The organism is Peptoniphilus rhinitidis 1-13 (assembly GCF_000246925.1).
In the GTDB taxonomy this organism is placed as follows: Bacteria; Bacillota; Clostridia; order Tissierellales; family Peptoniphilaceae; genus Peptoniphilus_A; species Peptoniphilus_A lacydonensis.
In genome coordinates this window covers 1-17,936 of the sequence record NZ_BAEW01000021.1, presented here as the reverse complement: position 1 = coordinate 17,936, position 17,936 = coordinate 1, and the positions used below count along the sequence as shown (strand labels likewise).

At 31.7% G+C, this 17,936-nt stretch carries 17 protein-coding genes; all 17 read left to right on the top strand.

The genetic code is table 11. From position 1 onward, the window contains the following. Positions 1–637 precede the first annotated feature (637 nt). The 17 genes from RH95_RS08550 (at position 638) to RH95_RS08470 (ending at position 17,549) form a co-directional block, all read left to right on the top strand. Positions 638–1,411, top strand: a complete 774-nt coding sequence (locus tag RH95_RS08550; RefSeq protein WP_010248176.1) for a 5-oxoprolinase subunit PxpA — start codon at positions 638–640, stop codon at positions 1,409–1,411. Positions 1,412–1,421: 10 nt separating this feature from the next. Then, complete coding sequence (locus tag RH95_RS08545) at positions 1,422–2,618, top strand: NRAMP family divalent metal transporter (protein WP_010248173.1); 1,197 nt, start codon at positions 1,422–1,424, stop codon at positions 2,616–2,618. A gap of 16 nt (positions 2,619–2,634) precedes the next feature. Further along, the gene (gene pxpB, locus RH95_RS08540; protein ID WP_010248171.1) at positions 2,635–3,381 is read left to right on the top strand and encodes a 5-oxoprolinase subunit PxpB; all 747 of its coding nucleotides are present in this window, start codon (positions 2,635–2,637) and stop codon (positions 3,379–3,381) included. Beyond that, positions 3,374–4,318, top strand: a complete 945-nt coding sequence (locus RH95_RS08535) for a 5-oxoprolinase subunit C family protein (RefSeq protein ID WP_010248168.1) — start codon at positions 3,374–3,376, stop codon at positions 4,316–4,318. The genes pxpB and RH95_RS08535 overlap by 8 nt, the downstream gene beginning before the upstream one ends. Continuing rightward, complete coding sequence (locus tag RH95_RS08530) at positions 4,315–5,112, top strand: putative hydro-lyase (protein ID WP_010248165.1); 798 nt, start codon at positions 4,315–4,317, stop codon at positions 5,110–5,112. Before RH95_RS08535 ends, RH95_RS08530 begins: the two co-directional genes overlap by 4 nt. A gap of 131 nt (positions 5,113–5,243) precedes the next feature. Continuing rightward, a complete protein-coding gene (locus RH95_RS08525; protein WP_010248162.1) occupies positions 5,244–6,518 on the top strand; it encodes a S1C family serine protease in 1,275 nt (424 codons plus the stop codon). A gap of 381 nt (positions 6,519–6,899) precedes the next feature. Continuing rightward, positions 6,900–7,805, top strand: a complete 906-nt coding sequence (locus tag RH95_RS08520; protein ID WP_010248159.1) for a lactate/malate family dehydrogenase — start codon at positions 6,900–6,902, stop codon at positions 7,803–7,805. Positions 7,806–7,952: 147 nt separating this feature from the next. Then, on the top strand, positions 7,953–9,803 hold the full coding sequence (locus tag RH95_RS08515; RefSeq protein ID WP_010248156.1) for an LTA synthase family protein: 1,851 nt from the start codon (positions 7,953–7,955) through the stop codon (positions 9,801–9,803). Between the two features lie 163 nt (positions 9,804–9,966). Continuing rightward, positions 9,967–11,022 (top strand): L-threonylcarbamoyladenylate synthase, encoded by a 1,056-nt coding sequence (locus RH95_RS08510; RefSeq protein ID WP_010248153.1) that lies wholly within the window; start codon positions 9,967–9,969, stop codon positions 11,020–11,022. A 9-nt stretch (positions 11,023–11,031) separates the two neighbouring features. Beyond that, on the top strand, positions 11,032–11,463 hold the full coding sequence (gene rpiB / locus RH95_RS08505; RefSeq protein ID WP_010248150.1) for a ribose 5-phosphate isomerase B: 432 nt from the start codon (positions 11,032–11,034) through the stop codon (positions 11,461–11,463). 1 nt (position 11,464) lies between these two features. Next, positions 11,465–12,091, top strand: coding sequence for a uracil phosphoribosyltransferase (upp, locus tag RH95_RS08500; protein ID WP_010248147.1), 627 nt, complete (start codon positions 11,465–11,467; stop codon positions 12,089–12,091). Positions 12,092–12,100: 9 nt separating this feature from the next. Next, positions 12,101–13,129: a glycosyltransferase family 4 protein gene (locus RH95_RS08495; protein ID WP_010248144.1), complete on the top strand. Its 1,029-nt coding sequence runs from the start codon at positions 12,101–12,103 to the stop codon at positions 13,127–13,129. Position 13,130: 1 nt separating this feature from the next. Continuing rightward, positions 13,131–14,234 (top strand): non-hydrolyzing UDP-N-acetylglucosamine 2-epimerase, encoded by a 1,104-nt coding sequence (gene wecB / locus RH95_RS08490; RefSeq protein WP_010248141.1) that lies wholly within the window; start codon positions 13,131–13,133, stop codon positions 14,232–14,234. A gap of 69 nt (positions 14,235–14,303) precedes the next feature. Then, positions 14,304–14,717, top strand: coding sequence for a MaoC family dehydratase (locus tag RH95_RS08485; protein ID WP_010248138.1), 414 nt, complete (start codon positions 14,304–14,306; stop codon positions 14,715–14,717). Between the two features lie 14 nt (positions 14,718–14,731). After that, on the top strand, positions 14,732–15,919 hold the full coding sequence (locus RH95_RS08480; protein ID WP_010248135.1) for an acetyl-CoA C-acetyltransferase: 1,188 nt from the start codon (positions 14,732–14,734) through the stop codon (positions 15,917–15,919). Positions 15,920–15,925: 6 nt separating this feature from the next. Continuing rightward, positions 15,926–16,702 carry an enoyl-CoA hydratase-related protein gene (locus RH95_RS08475; RefSeq protein WP_010248133.1) on the top strand — a complete coding sequence of 259 codons (777 nt, stop codon included), beginning with the start codon at positions 15,926–15,928 and terminating at the stop codon, positions 16,700–16,702. A 10-nt stretch (positions 16,703–16,712) separates the two neighbouring features. Further along, on the top strand, positions 16,713–17,549 hold the full coding sequence (locus tag RH95_RS08470) for a 3-hydroxybutyryl-CoA dehydrogenase (RefSeq protein WP_010248130.1): 837 nt from the start codon (positions 16,713–16,715) through the stop codon (positions 17,547–17,549). The last annotated feature ends 387 nt before the right edge of the window (positions 17,550–17,936 follow it).

Sequence of the window (17,936 nt, the reverse complement as noted above, 5' to 3'; positions counted from 1 at the left end):
AATTATAATTGCTCATAAATTTTTAAATATTGTAGGTTTTGTAGACGAGATTATTATTTTACAAGATGGAAAAATAATTGAGAGAGGAAATCATGAAAGTTTATTAAGAGAAGGAAAATTTTATAAGAAACTTTTAGGAATATAAAGAGCCCCTGTTTTAGAAATGTGGTACTTTTGTGAAAATTCCGTTCATTATAGAAAAAGATTATATAGATGGGATATATATTTAAGTGAAAAATTTTTGCCAAATATTGAATTTACAAGGAAGCGTTAAAGCAAAAAAATCTATAACTTGGATAATTTTAGAAAAAGAAGTATTAATATTATATTTGCATTGTATTCATAATTGACATAACTTGCAAATGTACATTTTGTTTAAGCTTGTTTTAAACCAACATCTATGATCAAAATATACAAACTAAAAACGACAAAAATATTGATATAAATTTTATCTTTATTGTGGATATAATCTATAACATAAATAGATATCGGAGGTTATGAAATATAAGGGTCATAGTCTTTTTAATTGCGACAATAGAATTTGTATTTCCAATGTGATAATGTTTGCAAGTTTTTTATTTTTTTAATATAATTGAATTACGTTATTGCAATAATTTATATGTAACAGGAGGAAGAAATGGAATATTTTGTAGATTTAAATAGTGATATTGGGGAATCTTTTGGTGCTTATAAAATGGGCATGGATTCAGAAATTATAAAATATGTAACAAGTATTAACTGTGCTTGTGGTTATCACGCAGGGGATCCACTTATTATGGATGCTACTTGTGCTGCAGCGGCTGAAAACGGTGTAGAAATTGGCGCTCATCCTGGATATCCTGATTTGACGGGATTTGGAAGAAGAAAAATGGATGTTAAACCTGAAGAAGCTAAAGCTTATATGCTTTACCAAGTTGGAGCTCTTGCTGCTTTTGCCAAGGCTCATGGAAAAAAACTTCAACATATGAAACTTCATGGTGCATTTTATAACACTGCTTGCAATGATGAGAAACTTGCAAATGCAATTTTAGATGCAGTAGAAGAATATGATAAAAATTTAATTTTAATGGTACTTAGTGGTTCTTATATTGCAAAAGAAGGAAAGAGAAGAGGACTTAGAGTTGCTCAGGAGGTTTTTGCTGATAGAGGCTACAACGAAGATGGAACTCTTGTAAATAGATCCCTTCCAGGAGCTTTTGTAAAAGATCCAAAGAAAGCAATACCAAGAGTTGTAAAAATGATTAAAGAAAATAAAGTTGTCACAGCTGATGGCAAAGAAATTGATATTGTGGCAGATTCAATTTGTGTTCATGGTGATAATCCTGAAGCTCTTGAATTTGTAAAAAATATTAGAGATGGATTAAAAGCTGAAGAGATTATAGTGAAACCTTTAACTAGTTTCTTAAAATAAGGAGATAAAAATGGAAAAAAATAAAAGTAATTTATCTGTCTTATTAGGGGCAGCGTTCTTGATGGCAACATCTGCTATTGGGCCAGGATTTATGACGCAAACCGCTACATTTACGACTAAAATTGGGGCAGATTTTGCAGCAGTAATTTTAATTTCAATAATTTTTTCATACATAGCACAACTTAATGTGTGGAGAGTTATTGCAGTTTCTAAGATGAGAGGACAAGATATTGCAAACAATGTACTTCCAGGGCTTGGATATGTAATTGCACTTTTAGTTGCAATTGGTGGTTTGGCATTTAATATTGGAAATATTGGTGGAGCAGGACTTGGCCTTAATGTAATTTTTGGTATTGATGTAAAGATTGGTGCAGCTATTGGTGGAGTTATAGGTATTATCCTTTTCTCGTCTAAACAAGCAAGTTCAATTATGGATAGAGTTACACAAGTTTTAGGTGCTCTTATGATTATATTAATTGCTTTTGTTGCAGTTAAGACAAAACCTCCAGTGGGAGAAGCTGTTCACACTGCAGTAGCACCCGTAGGAGGATTTAAAAGTATAGTTCAACCAACTCTTACTTTAATTGGTGGAACTGTTGGTGGATATATTATTTTTTCAGGTGGACACAGACTTATTGATGCTGGAATTACTGGTGAAGAAAATCTATCTCAAGTTAATAAATCAGCTTCATTAGGAATGCTTGTTGCTTTTATTGTGAGAGTTCTTCTTTTCTTAGCAATTCTAGGGGTTACAAAAATGGCAAATGCACAAATTGATCCTGATAATATTGCGGCATCTTCCTTTTTAGCTGCCAGTGGTGTTGTGGGATATAAAATTTTTGGATTTGTATTTGCAGCAGCAGCCTTCACTTCTGTAGTAGGTGCTGCTTATACATCAGTATCTTTCTTGAAAACATTATTTAAATTTGTAGAAGAACATGAAAATATGGTTACTATTTTATTTATTGTAATTTCTACAATTTTATTTATACTAATTGGAAAACCACAAACTTTACTTGTAGTAGTGGGAACATTAAATGGATTTATACTTCCAATTACACTTGCAGTAATTTTAGTTGCATCTCAAAAGAAAAAAATTGTTGGTGATTATGTTCACTCAAAGGTACTTTTTGTACTCGGATGGATTGTTGTTGCAGTTACTGCATTTATGGGAGTTCAAACTTTAATAACTAATATAATTAAGTAATACTTAGGAGTAAAAAATGTATGATAAAATAAAATTTTTAACTGCTGGAGATTCTGCAATAGTAATGGAATTTGGCGATACAATTGAAAAAGAAATAAATTCAAAAATCGCAACAGTTGTGGGAAATTTAAAAAATAAAGAGATTGATGGAGTATTAGATATTTTGCCAACTTACAGGTCTATTTTAATTAATTATGATCCTGTAAAGATTTCTTATGGTGAGATGACTGACATTCTAAAGGGACTTAGCAAAGCTGATTCAAGTAAACAAAGTGATGAAGTTAGGTTAATTGAAATTCCTACACTTTATGGTGGTGAGTATGGACCAGATATTGACTTTGTAGCGGAAAATGCAAAATTATCAAAAGATGAAGTTATAAAGATTCATTCTGGTACAGATTATTTAGTTTATATGATGGGATTTATTCCAGGATTTACTTATCTTGGAGGCCTTGATGAAAGGATTGCAACTCCAAGACTAAAAAGCCCAAGGATTAAAATTGAGCCAGGTTCTGTTGGAATTGCAGCAAATCAAACTGGGATGTATCCACTTGAATCACCTGGAGGATGGCAATTAATAGGAAGAACTCCACTTAAACTTTTTGATGATACTAAGGAACCACCAGTCTTTATTCAAGCAGGGGATTATATTAGATATGTGCCGATTGATCGAAAAGAATATGACGAAATAGAAAAAGAAGTTGCAAATGATTCTTACAAAGTTTCAATAAAAAGAGTAAAGAGAGGTGAGCTTCATGAGTAGTATTGATGTAATAAATGGTGGGATTCTCACAACGATTCAAGATAGTGGCAGATATGGCTATCAAGAACTAGGGATTCCAACATCAGGTGTCATGGATGATTACAATTATAGACTTGCAAATATTTTAGTTGGAAATAATCTAGATGAAGCTGTGCTTGAGATGACTTATTTTGGACCTACATTTAAATTTAATGAAGAACTTACAATTGCAATAACAGGAAGTGATATGAATCCAAAGATAAATGGTGAAGTTGCTCCAATGTTTGAAACTATAAAAGTAAAATCAGGTGACACTCTTCAATTTGGAAAAGTTAATGAAGGTGTAAGGGGATATATTTCATTTGGAGGTTCTATTGACGTTCCTGTTGTAAATGGTTCTAAATCAACTCACATAAAGACAAAGATGGGTGGAATGAGTGGTAGAGTATTAAAACCTAAGGATGAACTTAACATTAAGAAGTCAAAAGATAAAACTATGAGAAAAATTCCTGATATGTATCTTCCAAAATTTTCTCACTGCAATATTTTGAGAGTAGTTCTTGGACCTCAAGATGATTATTTCACAGAAAAGGGAATACACGATTTGTTTAGATCTGGTGGATATCAAGTTACAAAAGATTTTGACAGAATGGGAATTAGACTTAAGGGGTCTGCAATAGAGCACAAAGAAACTGCAGATATTATTTCTGATGGAACAAATTTTGGTTCAATACAAGTTCCTGCAAATGGACAACCAATTATATTAGTGGCAGATAGACAAACAACTGGTGGTTATACAAAAATTGGAAATGTAATAACGGCTGATCTTTATAAACTTGCACAAATGTCTTTTTTGGACAAAGTTTTATTTGAGGAAGTTAGTATTGAAGAAGCTCAAAGACTTGCAGTTGATTATAAAAATAAATTTGAAAAGATAAAGAAGGAGTCTGTAATATGAAATTAAGTGAACTTGCAAAGATGCATCCAAAAGATGTAAGATATCTCATAAGAAAAGGTGAAGTTGATCTTCCAACATCTGGAATGAGTGAAGGATATTTGCAAGCAAATCTTGCAATTCTTCCTAAAAAATACGCTTATGACTTTTTATTATTTACTCAAAGAAATCCAAAGCCTTGTCCAATTCTTGAAGTTTTAGATGAAGGAAGTCCTATTACAAAAATCATGGCTGATAGAGCTGACATTAGAACGGATGTGCCAAGATATAGGATTTATAAAAATGGAGAATTTGTAGAAGAAGTTAAGGATTTAAAAGACGTGTGGCAAGATGATTTCGTGACTTTTGTAATTGGATGTTCTTTTTCTTTCGAAAAGGCAATGCTTGAGGCAGATGTGCCTGTTAGACATATTGAAGATGAACACAATGTTCCAATGTATATTACAAATATAGAAACAGAACCTGCTGGAATGTTTCATGGGAATACAGTTGTTTCAATGAGGCCTATTCCTTACAAAGATATTGTAAAGGCTACAACTGTAACCGCAAGATTCCCTGCAACGCATGGTGCACCAATTCATATAGGAGATCCATCTGTTATTGGAATAAAAGATATTGACAAGCCAGATTTTGGTGAAAGAAGTGAAATAAAAGAAGGGGAAGTTCCAGTATTTTGGGCTTGTGGAGTAACACCTCAAGCAGTGGCAATGGCATCTAAACCAGAAATTATGATTACTCATGCACCTGGAAATATGTTGATATTAGATAAAAAAGATGCTTACGTTTCAGTTTTTTAGAAATTAATTTTAATATCTGTTGGGGATACCTGACAGATATTTTTTTATCAAAAATTTTTATAATTAATCATCAATCTTTCACAAAACTGAATTAAGATTTAATTGAATATAAAATTGTTAGGAGGAAGATTATGGATAAAGATGAGATAAAAAAAATAAATAAAAAGAATAAAGGAGAAGGCAAGATTATAATTCTTATTGCAATTATTTTTTCTATGATTGGAGGAATTATAGGATCTTGTATCACAAGTTACAAAATGATTCCACAAAAGAGTTCTTCTTCTAGTGATAGTGGAAATAATTCTAATATTACAATTTCTGCAAAAGATAATGTAAGTGTTGCATCTGCTGTTGCCAAGAAATCAATGTCTTCTGTAGTGGGAATTACTACAAAAGGGGTACAACAATCTTTTTTTGGGCAAGTTGAAGTGCAAGGTGTTGGATCTGGTGTAATTGTCGATTCAAAGGGATACATTTTGACTAATGCTCATGTTGTTAAATTAAATAATCAAGTTGTAAAAGATGTTACGGTTAGACTTAACAATGAAAAAGACATTCAAGGTAAGACAATTTGGGCAGATGATATGATTGACCTTGCAATTGTAAAAATAGACACAAATGAAAAATTAAATGTTGCAACCTTAGGAGATTCTGATTCACTTGAAATTGGAGATACAGCAATAGCAATAGGTAATCCGATTTCACTTCAATTTTCACAAACTGTAACTCAAGGCATTATTTCTGGTCTTGATAGATATGTTGGGGCAGTAAGTGGCGGAGGCTATATGACTGGGCTTATTCAAACAGATGCTTCAATCAACGGAGGAAATTCTGGTGGACCACTTTTAAATGCTGAAGGAGAAGTAATAGGTATTAATACAGTAAAAGTTCAATCAGCAGAGGGGCTTGGATTTTCTATTCCAATTAATTTTATAAAGCCAGTTGTAAAACAAGTTATTGAAACTGGGGACTACAAAGAAATGTCTATTGGAATGTTGACAATGAATTTAGATGCAGCTTCTCAAGTGTTTAATGGCAAAGTTGGAACAGAAAAAGGAATCTTTGTTTATAAAGTTTATAATGGCTCACCAGCAGCAAAGGCGGGACTTAAAGCAGGAGATATAGTTACAAGAATCGGAAAGGATCAAGTAACAGACAACAATGCTCTTAAATCAATTTTATATAAGTATCAGGTGGGCGATACTGTTAACATAAGTTACTTGAGAAAGGGAAAAGAAGAGTCTACTGATATTACCTTTACAGATTATTCAATAGAAAACGACAAAGAAGCTCAAAAAGATATTGAAACTCAAGAACAAGAAAGAGCAAAGGAACAACAACAAAGAAGACAACAAGAACAAGAACTTTTCAATAGATTTAGACAAGAGTTTGAAAATGGATTTTAGATTTGATTAAAATATAAAAATTTTGATAAATTTTATCAAAAACTCTTTACAAATAAAAAAACATATATTATAATAAAAACAGTTAATGATAGTTAATGTCATTTAACAAAAATTTGATTTTGGGACACCCCATAACTAACTCCTAAGATTAATAATAAAATTATACCAATCTTCACTCTTTAAGAGAACAAAGGGACTGCTTATAGGCAGTCTTTTTTGTTTTATAAAAAGTTTTGATTTTCTTAAAAATCTTTTATAAAATATTTAATGTAGATTTTTACAGGTGAAAAATTTGTAGTTTTGTTTTATAGATAACATATAGAAGAAATTTTAAAGTGATAATAAAATTTATACAAGATGTATTAAAAAATAGGAGGAAAAATGAGAAAAGTTTCTATAATAGGCTTGGGAAATGTTGGTGCTACTGTTGCACATACAATAGTTGAAAGATCTCTTTGTGACACTCTCTTTTTATTTGACAAAAAAGAAGGTCTTGCAGAAGCTGAAGTAAGTGATTTGTCTGATGGATTTGTTAGAAGAAATGGGCATATAAATATAGTTGCTGGAGATCTGAAAGATCTAGATGAGTCAGATATTATAGTTTTTGCTCCAGGAGATATTTCCATTTTGCAAAAAAATGATGATAGATTAAAGGAGTTTGAATATACAAAAACTTGTGCAGAAGAATGGGGAAAGAAAATAAAAGATTCTAATTTTAAGGGAATAATTGTGAGTATAACAAACCCTTGTGATGTGATAGCAGAGTATTTGCAAAAACTTTCTGGCATTCCTAGAGAAAGAGTAATTGGAACGGGAACTATTTTGGATACGGCTAGGATGAAAAATTCTGTGGCAAGAAAACTAAATATTGATCCAAATTCTGTTGACGGCTATGTTATAGCAGAACATGGCAATAGTCAATTTGTTGCATGGTCAAGTGTGTCAATTGCCACAAAACCAATTCTTGAAATTTTTGATAAAAATGTTTGCGATGAAATTGAAGAAGAAACTAAAATACGTGCTTTTGAAACTATAAAAGCCAAGGGATATACTTCTTATGGAATTGCAAATTCGACTTCAATTGTAATTGAGTCAATATTTCAAGATTCCAGAACCATCTTACCAGTATCTTCTTATTCTAAAAAAGACGGATGTTATATTGGACACCCAACAATTGTTGGACGAGAAGGAGTTCTTGGCGATTATGAACTAAAATTAAATGAAGAAGAAAATGTTAAGTGGAATAAGTCTATAAGAACTATAAAGGACACTTTGCCAAAAATTTAAAAGCCTCATAGGGGCTTTTTATTTTGCGATAAATTATTTTAATTAAAATTAAATATATGGATTGTAAAATATTTAATGAATAAATTTACAAAAACTTTTCCAAAAATTTACAAATTATTATATAATGGATTTCTGGAAGGTGATTGTATGTTTAAAAGGAATAAAAATAATAAGAGGAGGAGCTTTAATAAAGTTGATTTTATTTCACATATTGTGCTCGCTTTGATATTGACTTTTACAATGCTTTTATTAGCTCCTGATAATTCGGGATTTTCAAATAAAATTCAAAAAAATGTTTTAGTATTAATTTTAAACTTTATTCCAATTTTTTTAATGGGGATATTTTTTCAAGGTCTTTTTGGAAAGCGAAGATTTTCGATGATATTTAATACGGTTTTTTATTTAATACTCTACACTGTACATAGGACGAAAGTAATATATAGAAATGCACCCTTTAGAGTTTCGGATATTAGTCTTGGACTTGAAGCTGCTACTATGTCAAAAAATTCTTATTTTCCAGATAAATACTCTATTTTTATATTTGTGATTGTTTTGGTTTTGGTCATGACTGTTACTAAATTTTTTATGGATGATAAATTGAGAATAAAAGACAGAATTATTTCCATTTTTTCTGTTGTTATAGCTTGTGGGTTACTCTTTAATTTTGTGTATTCAAAAGATGCTATTTACAACTCTTTACCATTAAATGGAAACACTTATAATTTAATTGATCATTTTAATTCTAAGGGATTTAATTATACTTTTTTATTTAATTTAAAAAAATCCTTTGTGAGAGCTCCAGAGGGTTATGATAAAAAAGAAATGGAAAAGAGGGACAAAGTTAGTCATGGAGAAGAAATTTCTGTAATAAAATACAATGAAAGGCCAAATATTATTTGGATAATGGGAGAAGCCTTTACAGATTTATCTGAAAATCAACATTTTTCCTTTAGCAAAGGGAATGATCCAAATTATAATTTTAAGAAATTAAAGGAAAATTCTATAATCCATGGAAGAATTGTCACTCCTTCCTTTGGAGGAGGTACTGGCGATACGGAGTTTGATGTTTTGACAGGAACTTTAACAGTTGATTGTGCACCAGATGAAAGTTTTTCTTTTAATGCGATAAAGAGAGATATAAAATCAATGCCAAACCTCTTAAAGACAATTGGATATAAGACTTATGGATTTCACCCAGGCTATGCTTGGTTTTATGGAAGACAAGATGTCTATCCAAAGATTGGTCTTGACGATAATTATTTTTATGAAGATATAGAAAAGCCTGATATGAAGGGTGGATATGTGTCTGAAAAACAATTCTCAGAAATTTATAGAGAAAGATTTTTGGAAAAGGCAAAGAATTCTGATGAGCCAATTTTAAGTTATGCAGTTGACATTCAAAATCATGGGCCATATTTTTATGACAAGTATGGAGAAAATTTACCATATAGTTGTGATGTAAATTTGACAGAAGAAGCTGCAAATAATTTTGGATCCTACTTCTTGGGTGTAAAGGACATGGACACAATGATTGGTGAAGTCTATGATATGATGATGAATTTTGACGAACCTACTATTATGGTATTTTATGGAGATCATTTGCCAGGACTTGGGAATGAACCTAGTGCCTTTGATGAAATTGGAATAAATTTGAGTCATGATGATTTGGCAAAAGAAATTGAATTTTACTCAACTCCCTATGTAGTTGTTGCAAATGAAAGGGGAAGAGAGTTTTTAAATAGAGAAAATGTTGAAGTAAGAGATGGAAATGCTATTTCTGCAAATTACTTGTCTTCTATTATTTTGGATATGTTGGGTTACAACAAAGTGGACAATTTCTTTATGTATAATTCAGAACTTAGAAAGGAACTTCCAATTATTTCTAGAAATTTTATTTTTGATGGAGAAAATACTTATTCAAGACTAAACGTAGATGGCAAAACTAAAGATTTGTACGAAGATTATAAAAAGTATGAATATTACAGAATAAATGATTAGATGAAATTAGAATTTTGAAGTATGGAATTTGCGAAAAGTTTTAAAATAATTTAAAGAAAGTATTAAAGATTATAAAATTATACACCATAATAAATTAAATAAGGATTAACTATTAAAAAACACTTTTGTTCTTGATATAATGTTAGGGATAGAGGTGTTTTTTTTGAAAACAGATATAATTAAGTTTAAAGGAAAGGAAAAAGATAAAGTTTATTTAAAAAAGATAAGTAAAACTTTAAGGGAAGGCGGTCTTGTTGTTCTTCCAACTGAAACTGTGTATGGACTTGGAGGAAATGGTTTAAATAAGAGAACTTGCAAAAAAATTTATGAGGCAAAGGGTAGACCAAGTGACAATCCACTTATATTACATATTGCAGAGAATTCACAACTTGATGATTTAGTAACAGAAATTCCTGAAGTTGCAAAGAAATGTATTGATAAGTTTTGGCCTGGTCCTTTGACTATTATTTTTAAAAGATCAGAAATAATTCCAGATGAAGCCACAGGTGGACTTCCCACAGTTGCAATAAGAGAACCAAGTAATAAAATAGCACACGAAATTTTGAAATCAGTTAATTTTCCAGTGGCAGCACCTTCTGCAAATTTATCTGGACGTCCATCTCCAACAAAGGTTGAACACGTAATAGAAGATTTAAATGGACGAGTGGATATAATTGTAGATGGAGGTCATTCTGTTGTAGGAATTGAATCAACTGTTTTAGATGTAACAGTTGATCCACCAATGATTTTAAGACCTGGAAAAATTACTTTAGAAGATTTACAAGAAATAGATAGGAATATAACTATTGATAGTGCCACAATTGATTCAAAAAGTGGCGAAGTGCCAAAATCTCCAGGACAAAAATATAGACATTATGCTCCAAAAGCAGATGCAATTTGTTTTGGTGGAAGACTTGATAAAGTTATAACTGAAATAAAAAAGAATGTAGAGGAAAATAAAGACAAAAAAATAGCAATACTTGCAACAGATGAAAGCTATGATGAGTATAAAAATCTAGATGTCAAGCTTCTCATAAATTTGGGATCTAGAGAAAACCTGGAAGAAGTTGCACAAAATCTTTTTGACGCACTTAGAAAGTGTGATGAAGAAGAAGTGGACATAATTTTTGCTGAAGGCTTTGAGCTTAGAGGAATGGGACTTAGTATTATGAATAGACTTCTCAAGGCGTGCAGCGGGAAAGTTGTAATGAGAATTTAGGAGGGAAAAATGAAGATAGCAATAGGCTCTGATCATGCAGGTTTTTATTTAAAAGAAGATATTAAAAAATATTTAGATGAAAAAAATATTGAAGTAATTGACATGGGTCCTTTTGATGATAAGCGAGTGGATTACCCAGACTATGGTCACGCAGTAGGTCACGAAGTAATTGACAATAATCTTGATTTTGGAATAGTTATATGCGGTTCAGGAATTGGAATCTCAATCTCTTCTAATAAAGTTAAGGGGATAAGAGCTGCACTTTGTTCTGAACCTTATTCTGCAAAGCTTGCAAGACGTCACAATGATGCAAATGTGCTTGCAATGGGAGCAAGATTAATTGGTCATGATATGGCAATTGAAATAGTAGAAGCCTTTTTGAATGAGAAATTTGAAGGTGGAAGACATATAAGTAGAGTAAAAAAAATCGAGGAGGAATAATATGGCACATACTATAATAAATCATCCCCTTATTGATCACAAAATGACAATAATAAGGAAGAAAGAAACTAGCTCTATGGAATTTAGACAAGTTGTAAATGAAATTTCAACTCTTATGGGTTATGAAGTCACAAGAGATCTTGAAACAGAAGACATTGAAATAGAAACTCCAATTGCAAAGGCGACAGGAAAAATGATTTCGGGTAAAAAAATTGGGATAGTTCCAATATTAAGAGCAGGGCTTGGAATGGTAGAAGGTCTTCTTACAATAGTGCCAGCCGCAAGAGTTGGGCACATTGGAATGTATAGAGATCCAGAAACTTTAAAACCAGTAACTTATTATTCAAAACTTCCAAAAGATATTTCTTCAAGACTTATGATTATAGTTGACCCAATGCTTGCAACAGGCGGATCACTTATAGAAGCAATTGATGAACTCAAGAGAAATGGAGCTACAAATATTAAAGCTATAAATCTATTAGCAGCACCTGAAGGATTAAAAGCAGTTGAAGAAGCTCATCCAGATGTTCATATTTATATTGCAGCATTAGATGAAAAGTTAAATGAAGATGGATACATTGTTCCTGGACTTGGAGATGCAGGAGATAGATTATTTGGAACGAAGTAAGAGGTTAATATGTATAAATTTTTAATTCCTTTTTTTGCAGCATTTGCCTTGACATTTGTTCAAATGCCCTTAACCATAAAACTTGCAAAAAAATGGGGTTTTATAGATGTGCCAAAGGATACAAGAAGAGTTCACAAAAAGCCAATTCCAGTTGGCGGTGGAATTGCCATGGTAATAACTGTGACAATTTTGATGATTGTATTTTTACCTTTGACAAAGGCACTTGTTATGACAATTTTAAGTTCTCTTTTAATTGCATTCTCAGGTCTTTATGACGATAAGCATGATCTAAGTCCAAAACTAAAATTTGTATTTCAAATAATTGCAGCAATATTACTTATAATTGGTGGAATAAAGATAGAATTTTTTACAAATCCCTTTGACTCACATGATGCACTTTTTATATTAAATATTTTGTCAATTCCTGTCACCATATTTTGGGTTTGTGGAATTACCAATACTATTAATTTAATAGATGGCCTTGATGGGCTTGCATCGGGAGTATCTATGATTTGTGCGATTTCTATGTTTTTTATAACTTATGAAATGGGAAGAGTAAATGTTAGTTTAGTTTGTGCACTTGTTGCAGGAGCTTGTCTTGGATTTTTGCCTTTTAATTTTAATCCTGCAAAAATTTTTATGGGAGATACTGGAGCATTATATCTTGGCTTTATGCTTTCATATATAAGTATTTCAGGTTTTTTAAAACAAGCTGCCATACTTACAATATTTGTCCCAGTTTTAATTTTAGGAGTCCCAGTTTTTGACACAGCATTTGCAATGCTAAGACGTAAATTATCTGGAAAGTCTATGGTTGAAGCGGACAAGGGCCATCTTCATCACAGACTTTTAAATATGGGTCTAAATCAAAGACAAACTGTTGTCATTTTATATTCTATATCTGCAATTTTTGGAATACTTGCAAATGTAATTTCAAAATTCCAGTCATCAATTGGTCTTATTATTTCAATAGCTGTTATTGTAATAATATTATTAACTGGAGTAGCAGCGGGAATGTTAAAAAACAAGGAGGAGTAGATTGAAGGTATTATTTGTATTTGGTACAAGGCCTGAAGGAATAAAGATGGCACCAATTATAAAGGAAATTGAAAAGAGAAACAATATTGAAAGTTATACCTGCGTCACAGGTCAGCATAGAGAAATGTTAGATCAAGTTCTTGAAATTTTTGACATAAAGCCAGATTATGATTTAAATATTTTTAAAAAGGGTCAATCACTTACAGATGTGACTACAAAAACATTACAGGGTCTTGAAAAAATATTAGATGAATTGAAGCCAGATATTTTACTTGTGCAAGGAGATACCACTACAGTTTTTGCAGCAGCACTTGCAGCTTTTTATAAAAAAATTAAAATTGGGCATGTGGAAGCTGGGCTTAGGTCTGGGAATTTATATTCACCTTATCCAGAAGAGGCAAATAGAAAACTTACAGGTGTAATTGCAAATTATCACTTTGCGCCAACTAATTCAAACAAAGAAAATTTACTTCGAGAAGGCTATGATGAAAAGAATATTTTTATCACAGGGAATACTGTAATCGATGCACTGAAGTATTCTGTTAAAGAAGATTTTGTATTTGACGATGAAATTTTGAATAATTTAGATTATAATAAAGATGTAGTACTTTTAACTGCACATAGGAGGGAAAATTGGGGAGAACCAATGGAAAATATTTTTTCTTCAATAAGGCGTGTTGTTTTAGAAAGAGAAAATCTTGAAGTTGTATTTCCAATTCATTTAAATCCAATTGTGAGAAATACTGCTAAGAAATATTTTTCTGATTTGGACAGAGTTCATATGATAGAACCTCTTTCATATATGCCTTTTTCAAATTTAATGTCTAGAGTAAAATTTGTAGTTACAGATTCTGGAGGAGTTCAAGAAGAAGCTCCAGCGCTAGGAAAGCCTGTTTTGGTTCTTAGAAATGAAACAGAAAGGATGGAAGGTGTAAAAGCGAAAACAGCTAAGCTTGTAGGAACTGATTCAAAAAATGTATATGAAAATATAATAAAATTACTTGATGATAAAAAATTATATGATCAAATGGCAAAAGCTGTAAATCCATATGGCGATGGTCATGCTGCGACAAAAATTGTTGATATTTTAGAAGGTATGAATTAAATTAAAATATTTATTTATCTCACTAAATTATGGGTATATTTTTAATAAGAGGTTTTAGGAGGTATATCTATGGGAAAAACTATTAAGGAAATTAAAATTGGCGATACTGCCGAATTTACAAAGACGATTTCTGAAACGGATGTATATCTTTATGCTGGAATAACAGGCGATTTAAATCCTGCCCATGTTAATGAAGTTGAAGCTGGAAAGGGAAATTTTAAAACTAGAATTGCACATGGAATGCTAACAGCAGGACTTGTTTCTGCAGTTCTTGGAATGAAACTTCCTGGTCCTGGAACTATTTATATGGGTCAAGAGATGAAGTTTACTAAGCCTGTTTATTTTGGGGACACAATCACAGCTAAAGTTGAAGCAGTTGAGATAATTAAAGATAAAATTTTAAAACTCAAGACAACTTGTACAAATCAAAAGGGAGAAATTGTTTTAGACGGAGTGGCAACTGTAATGCCACCACGCGATTAATAAGGAGGAAAAAAATGGAAGATAGAATTGTTATAGCATCAGCGGCAAGAACAGCAGTGGGAAGTTTTGGAGGTCAATTTAAAAATACTTCAGCAGTAGATCTTGGAGTAGTTGCAGTAAAAGAAGCTTTAAAAAGAGCAAATGTAAAACCTGACATGGTTGATGAAGCTTACATTGGTAATGTTCTTCAAGCAGCGCAAGGACAAAATGTTGCAAGACAAGTTGTTCTTGGTGCAGGAATTGACATCAAAACTCCAGCAGTTACTATTAATGTCGTATGTGGATCTGGACTTCGTGCAGTAAGTTTAGCAGCTCAAGTTATTAAAGCTGGAGATGCAGAAATTGTTCTTGCTGGTGGTACTGAATCAATGTCAATGGCACCTTATGCTCTTACTAACGAAAGATGGGGAGCAAGAATGGGTGACAAAAAAGTTGTTGATACAATGATTAATGATGGACTTTGGGATGCCTTTAACGATTACCACATGGGTATTACAGCTGAAAATGTAGCTGAAAAATATGGAATTACTAGAGAAATGCAAGATGAACTTGCAGCAAGATCACAAAATAATGCTGAAAGAGCAAAAAAAGAAGGAAGATTTAAGGACGAAATTGTTCCAGTAGAAGTAAAAGATAGAAAGGGAAATGTAACTGTATACGACACAGACGAATTTATTAGAGATGGTGTTACACCAGAAAGTCTTGCAAAACTAAGACCTGCATTTAAAAAAGATGGCGGTACAGTTACAGCAGGAAATGCATCAGGTATAAATGACGGTGCAGCGATGCTTGTACTAATGAAAGAATCTAAAGCTAAGGAACTTGGTGTAGAACCTCTTGCATATATTATTTCTTATGCAACAGCAGGTGTTGATCCTAAAGTAATGGGAACTGGGCCTATTCCATCATCAACTAAGGCTCTTGAAATTGCTGGACTTACAGTTGATGAACTTGATTTAATAGAAGCAAACGAAGCTTTTGCAGCTCAAGCATGTGCAGTTAATCAAGTTATGGGATTTGATATAGATAAAGTAAATGTAAATGGTGGAGCTATTGCAATTGGTCACCCTATTGGAGCAAGTGGTGCTAGAATTTTAACTACACTATTATTTGAAATGAAGAAGAGAGATGCCAAAAAAGGACTTGCAACACTTTGTATCGGTGGAGGAATGGGAACTGCCCTTGTTGTTGGAAGGGACTAATTCAATATGGAATATAAATTTTTAATTGAAGAAAAAAAATCCGATGGTATTGTTCTATTAACTTTAAACAGAGAAAGAAGTTTAAATGCACTTAATTCTGAGATGTTAAATGAACTTCACAAATTTTTTTCTCACATAGATGATGATGTCAGATGTATAATCGTGACAGGTGCAGGAAAATCCTTCGTAGCTGGTGCAGATATTAGTGAAATGGCAAACTTTTCTGCAAGTGAAGCTTATGATTTTGCAAAACTTGGAATGGATACATTTATGGAAATAGAAAAGTGTAGAGTTCCTGTAATTGCAGCTGTAAATGGGTTTGCGTTAGGTGGAGGATGTGAAATCTCCATAGCTTGTGATATTAGAATTGCATCAACAAAGGCAAAATTTGGACAACCAGAAGTTGGACTTGGAATTACACCAGGATTTGGTGGAACTCAAAGACTTTCAAGAACTATTGGACCTGGATATGCTAAAGAATTAATTTATACAACAGAAACTATTGATGCCCAAAAAGCTTTGGAAATTGGTCTTGTAAATAGAGTCTATGAGCCTGATGAGCTAATTGACAAATCCATTGAAATGGCAAAAAAAATTGTGAAAAATGCACCGAAAGCTGTTGAGTATGCTAAACAATCAATTATTAATGGATCTCAAACAGATATAGATACAGCAATGCAAATCGAAAAAACTCACTTTGGTCTATGCTTTGCAACAAATGACCAAAAAGAAGGTATGAAGGCATTTTTAAATAAGGGAAAAACTGAGTTTAAAGGAGAATAAGGTGAAAAAAATGAAAATAGCAGTAGTGGGATCAGGTACTATGGGAGCAGGAATTGCTCAAGTACTTGCACCATATCATAAAGTAATAGTTAGAGATATTGCACCAGAAGCTCTTGAAAAAGCTATGGAAAGAATAAAAAAAGGTTATGAAAAAAATGTTTCTAAAGAAAGAATGACAAAAGAAGAAATGGAAACAGCCCTTTCTAATTTGACAACATCTTCTGATATTAAAGATGTTGCAGATTGTGACCTTATAATAGAAGCAGCAACAGAGAATCCAAAGATTAAAAAAGCAATTTTCACAGAACTTTGTGAAACTTGTGAAGAAAAAACAATTCTTGCATCTAACACATCATCCCTTTCAATTACAGATATTGGAGCAGCAACAAAAAGACCTGAAAAAGTTATTGGAATGCACTTCTTCAATCCAGTTCCAGCAATGAAACTTGTAGAAGTTATTTCAGGAAAGAAAACTGATCCAGAAGTTAAGAATACAATTGTGGAACTTTCAAAGGAAATTGGAAAAACTCCAGTAGAAGTAGAAGAAGCTCCAGGATTTGTTGTAAATAGAATTTTAATTCCAATGATCAATGAAGCAATTGGAATTTATGCAGAGGGAATTGCATCTGTTGAAGATATTGACACAGCAATGAAACTTGGTGCAAACCATCCAATGGGTCCTCTAGCTCTTGGAGATTTAATTGGACTTGACGTTGTGCTTGCAATTATGGAAGTTCTTTATACTGAATTTGGAGATCCAAAATATAGAGCTCATCCACTTCTTAAGAAAATGGTTAGAGCTGGACTTCTTGGAAGAAAAACTGGTGAAGGATTCTATAAATATTAAAATTTTTTTAAAAGCATCTACTATGGTAGGTGCTCTTTTTAAGTTAATATTTATTTTTATTAAATACAATTGAATTGAAAGAATAAGGTGTTATAATTATAAAATGTAAAATAAATTTTTAAGAGAATATATTGTTATAATAAATTTTAAGAAAATAATTTCTTTATATGATTTTTTAAAATTAAATAGTTTATAATAATTATTATAAATTTTATGCTATAACTTTTGATTAAAAGGGTAAAAATAAAACTGTAGTAATTGTTTTAAGATTTAATTTATTTATATAATTTTCTTTATGGAATATAAGAAATTTATAAAATATACAAAATTGTTATAAAATATCTTTAAAAATTTTTAAAAGTGTAGTAGAATAAGCACACAGTACGT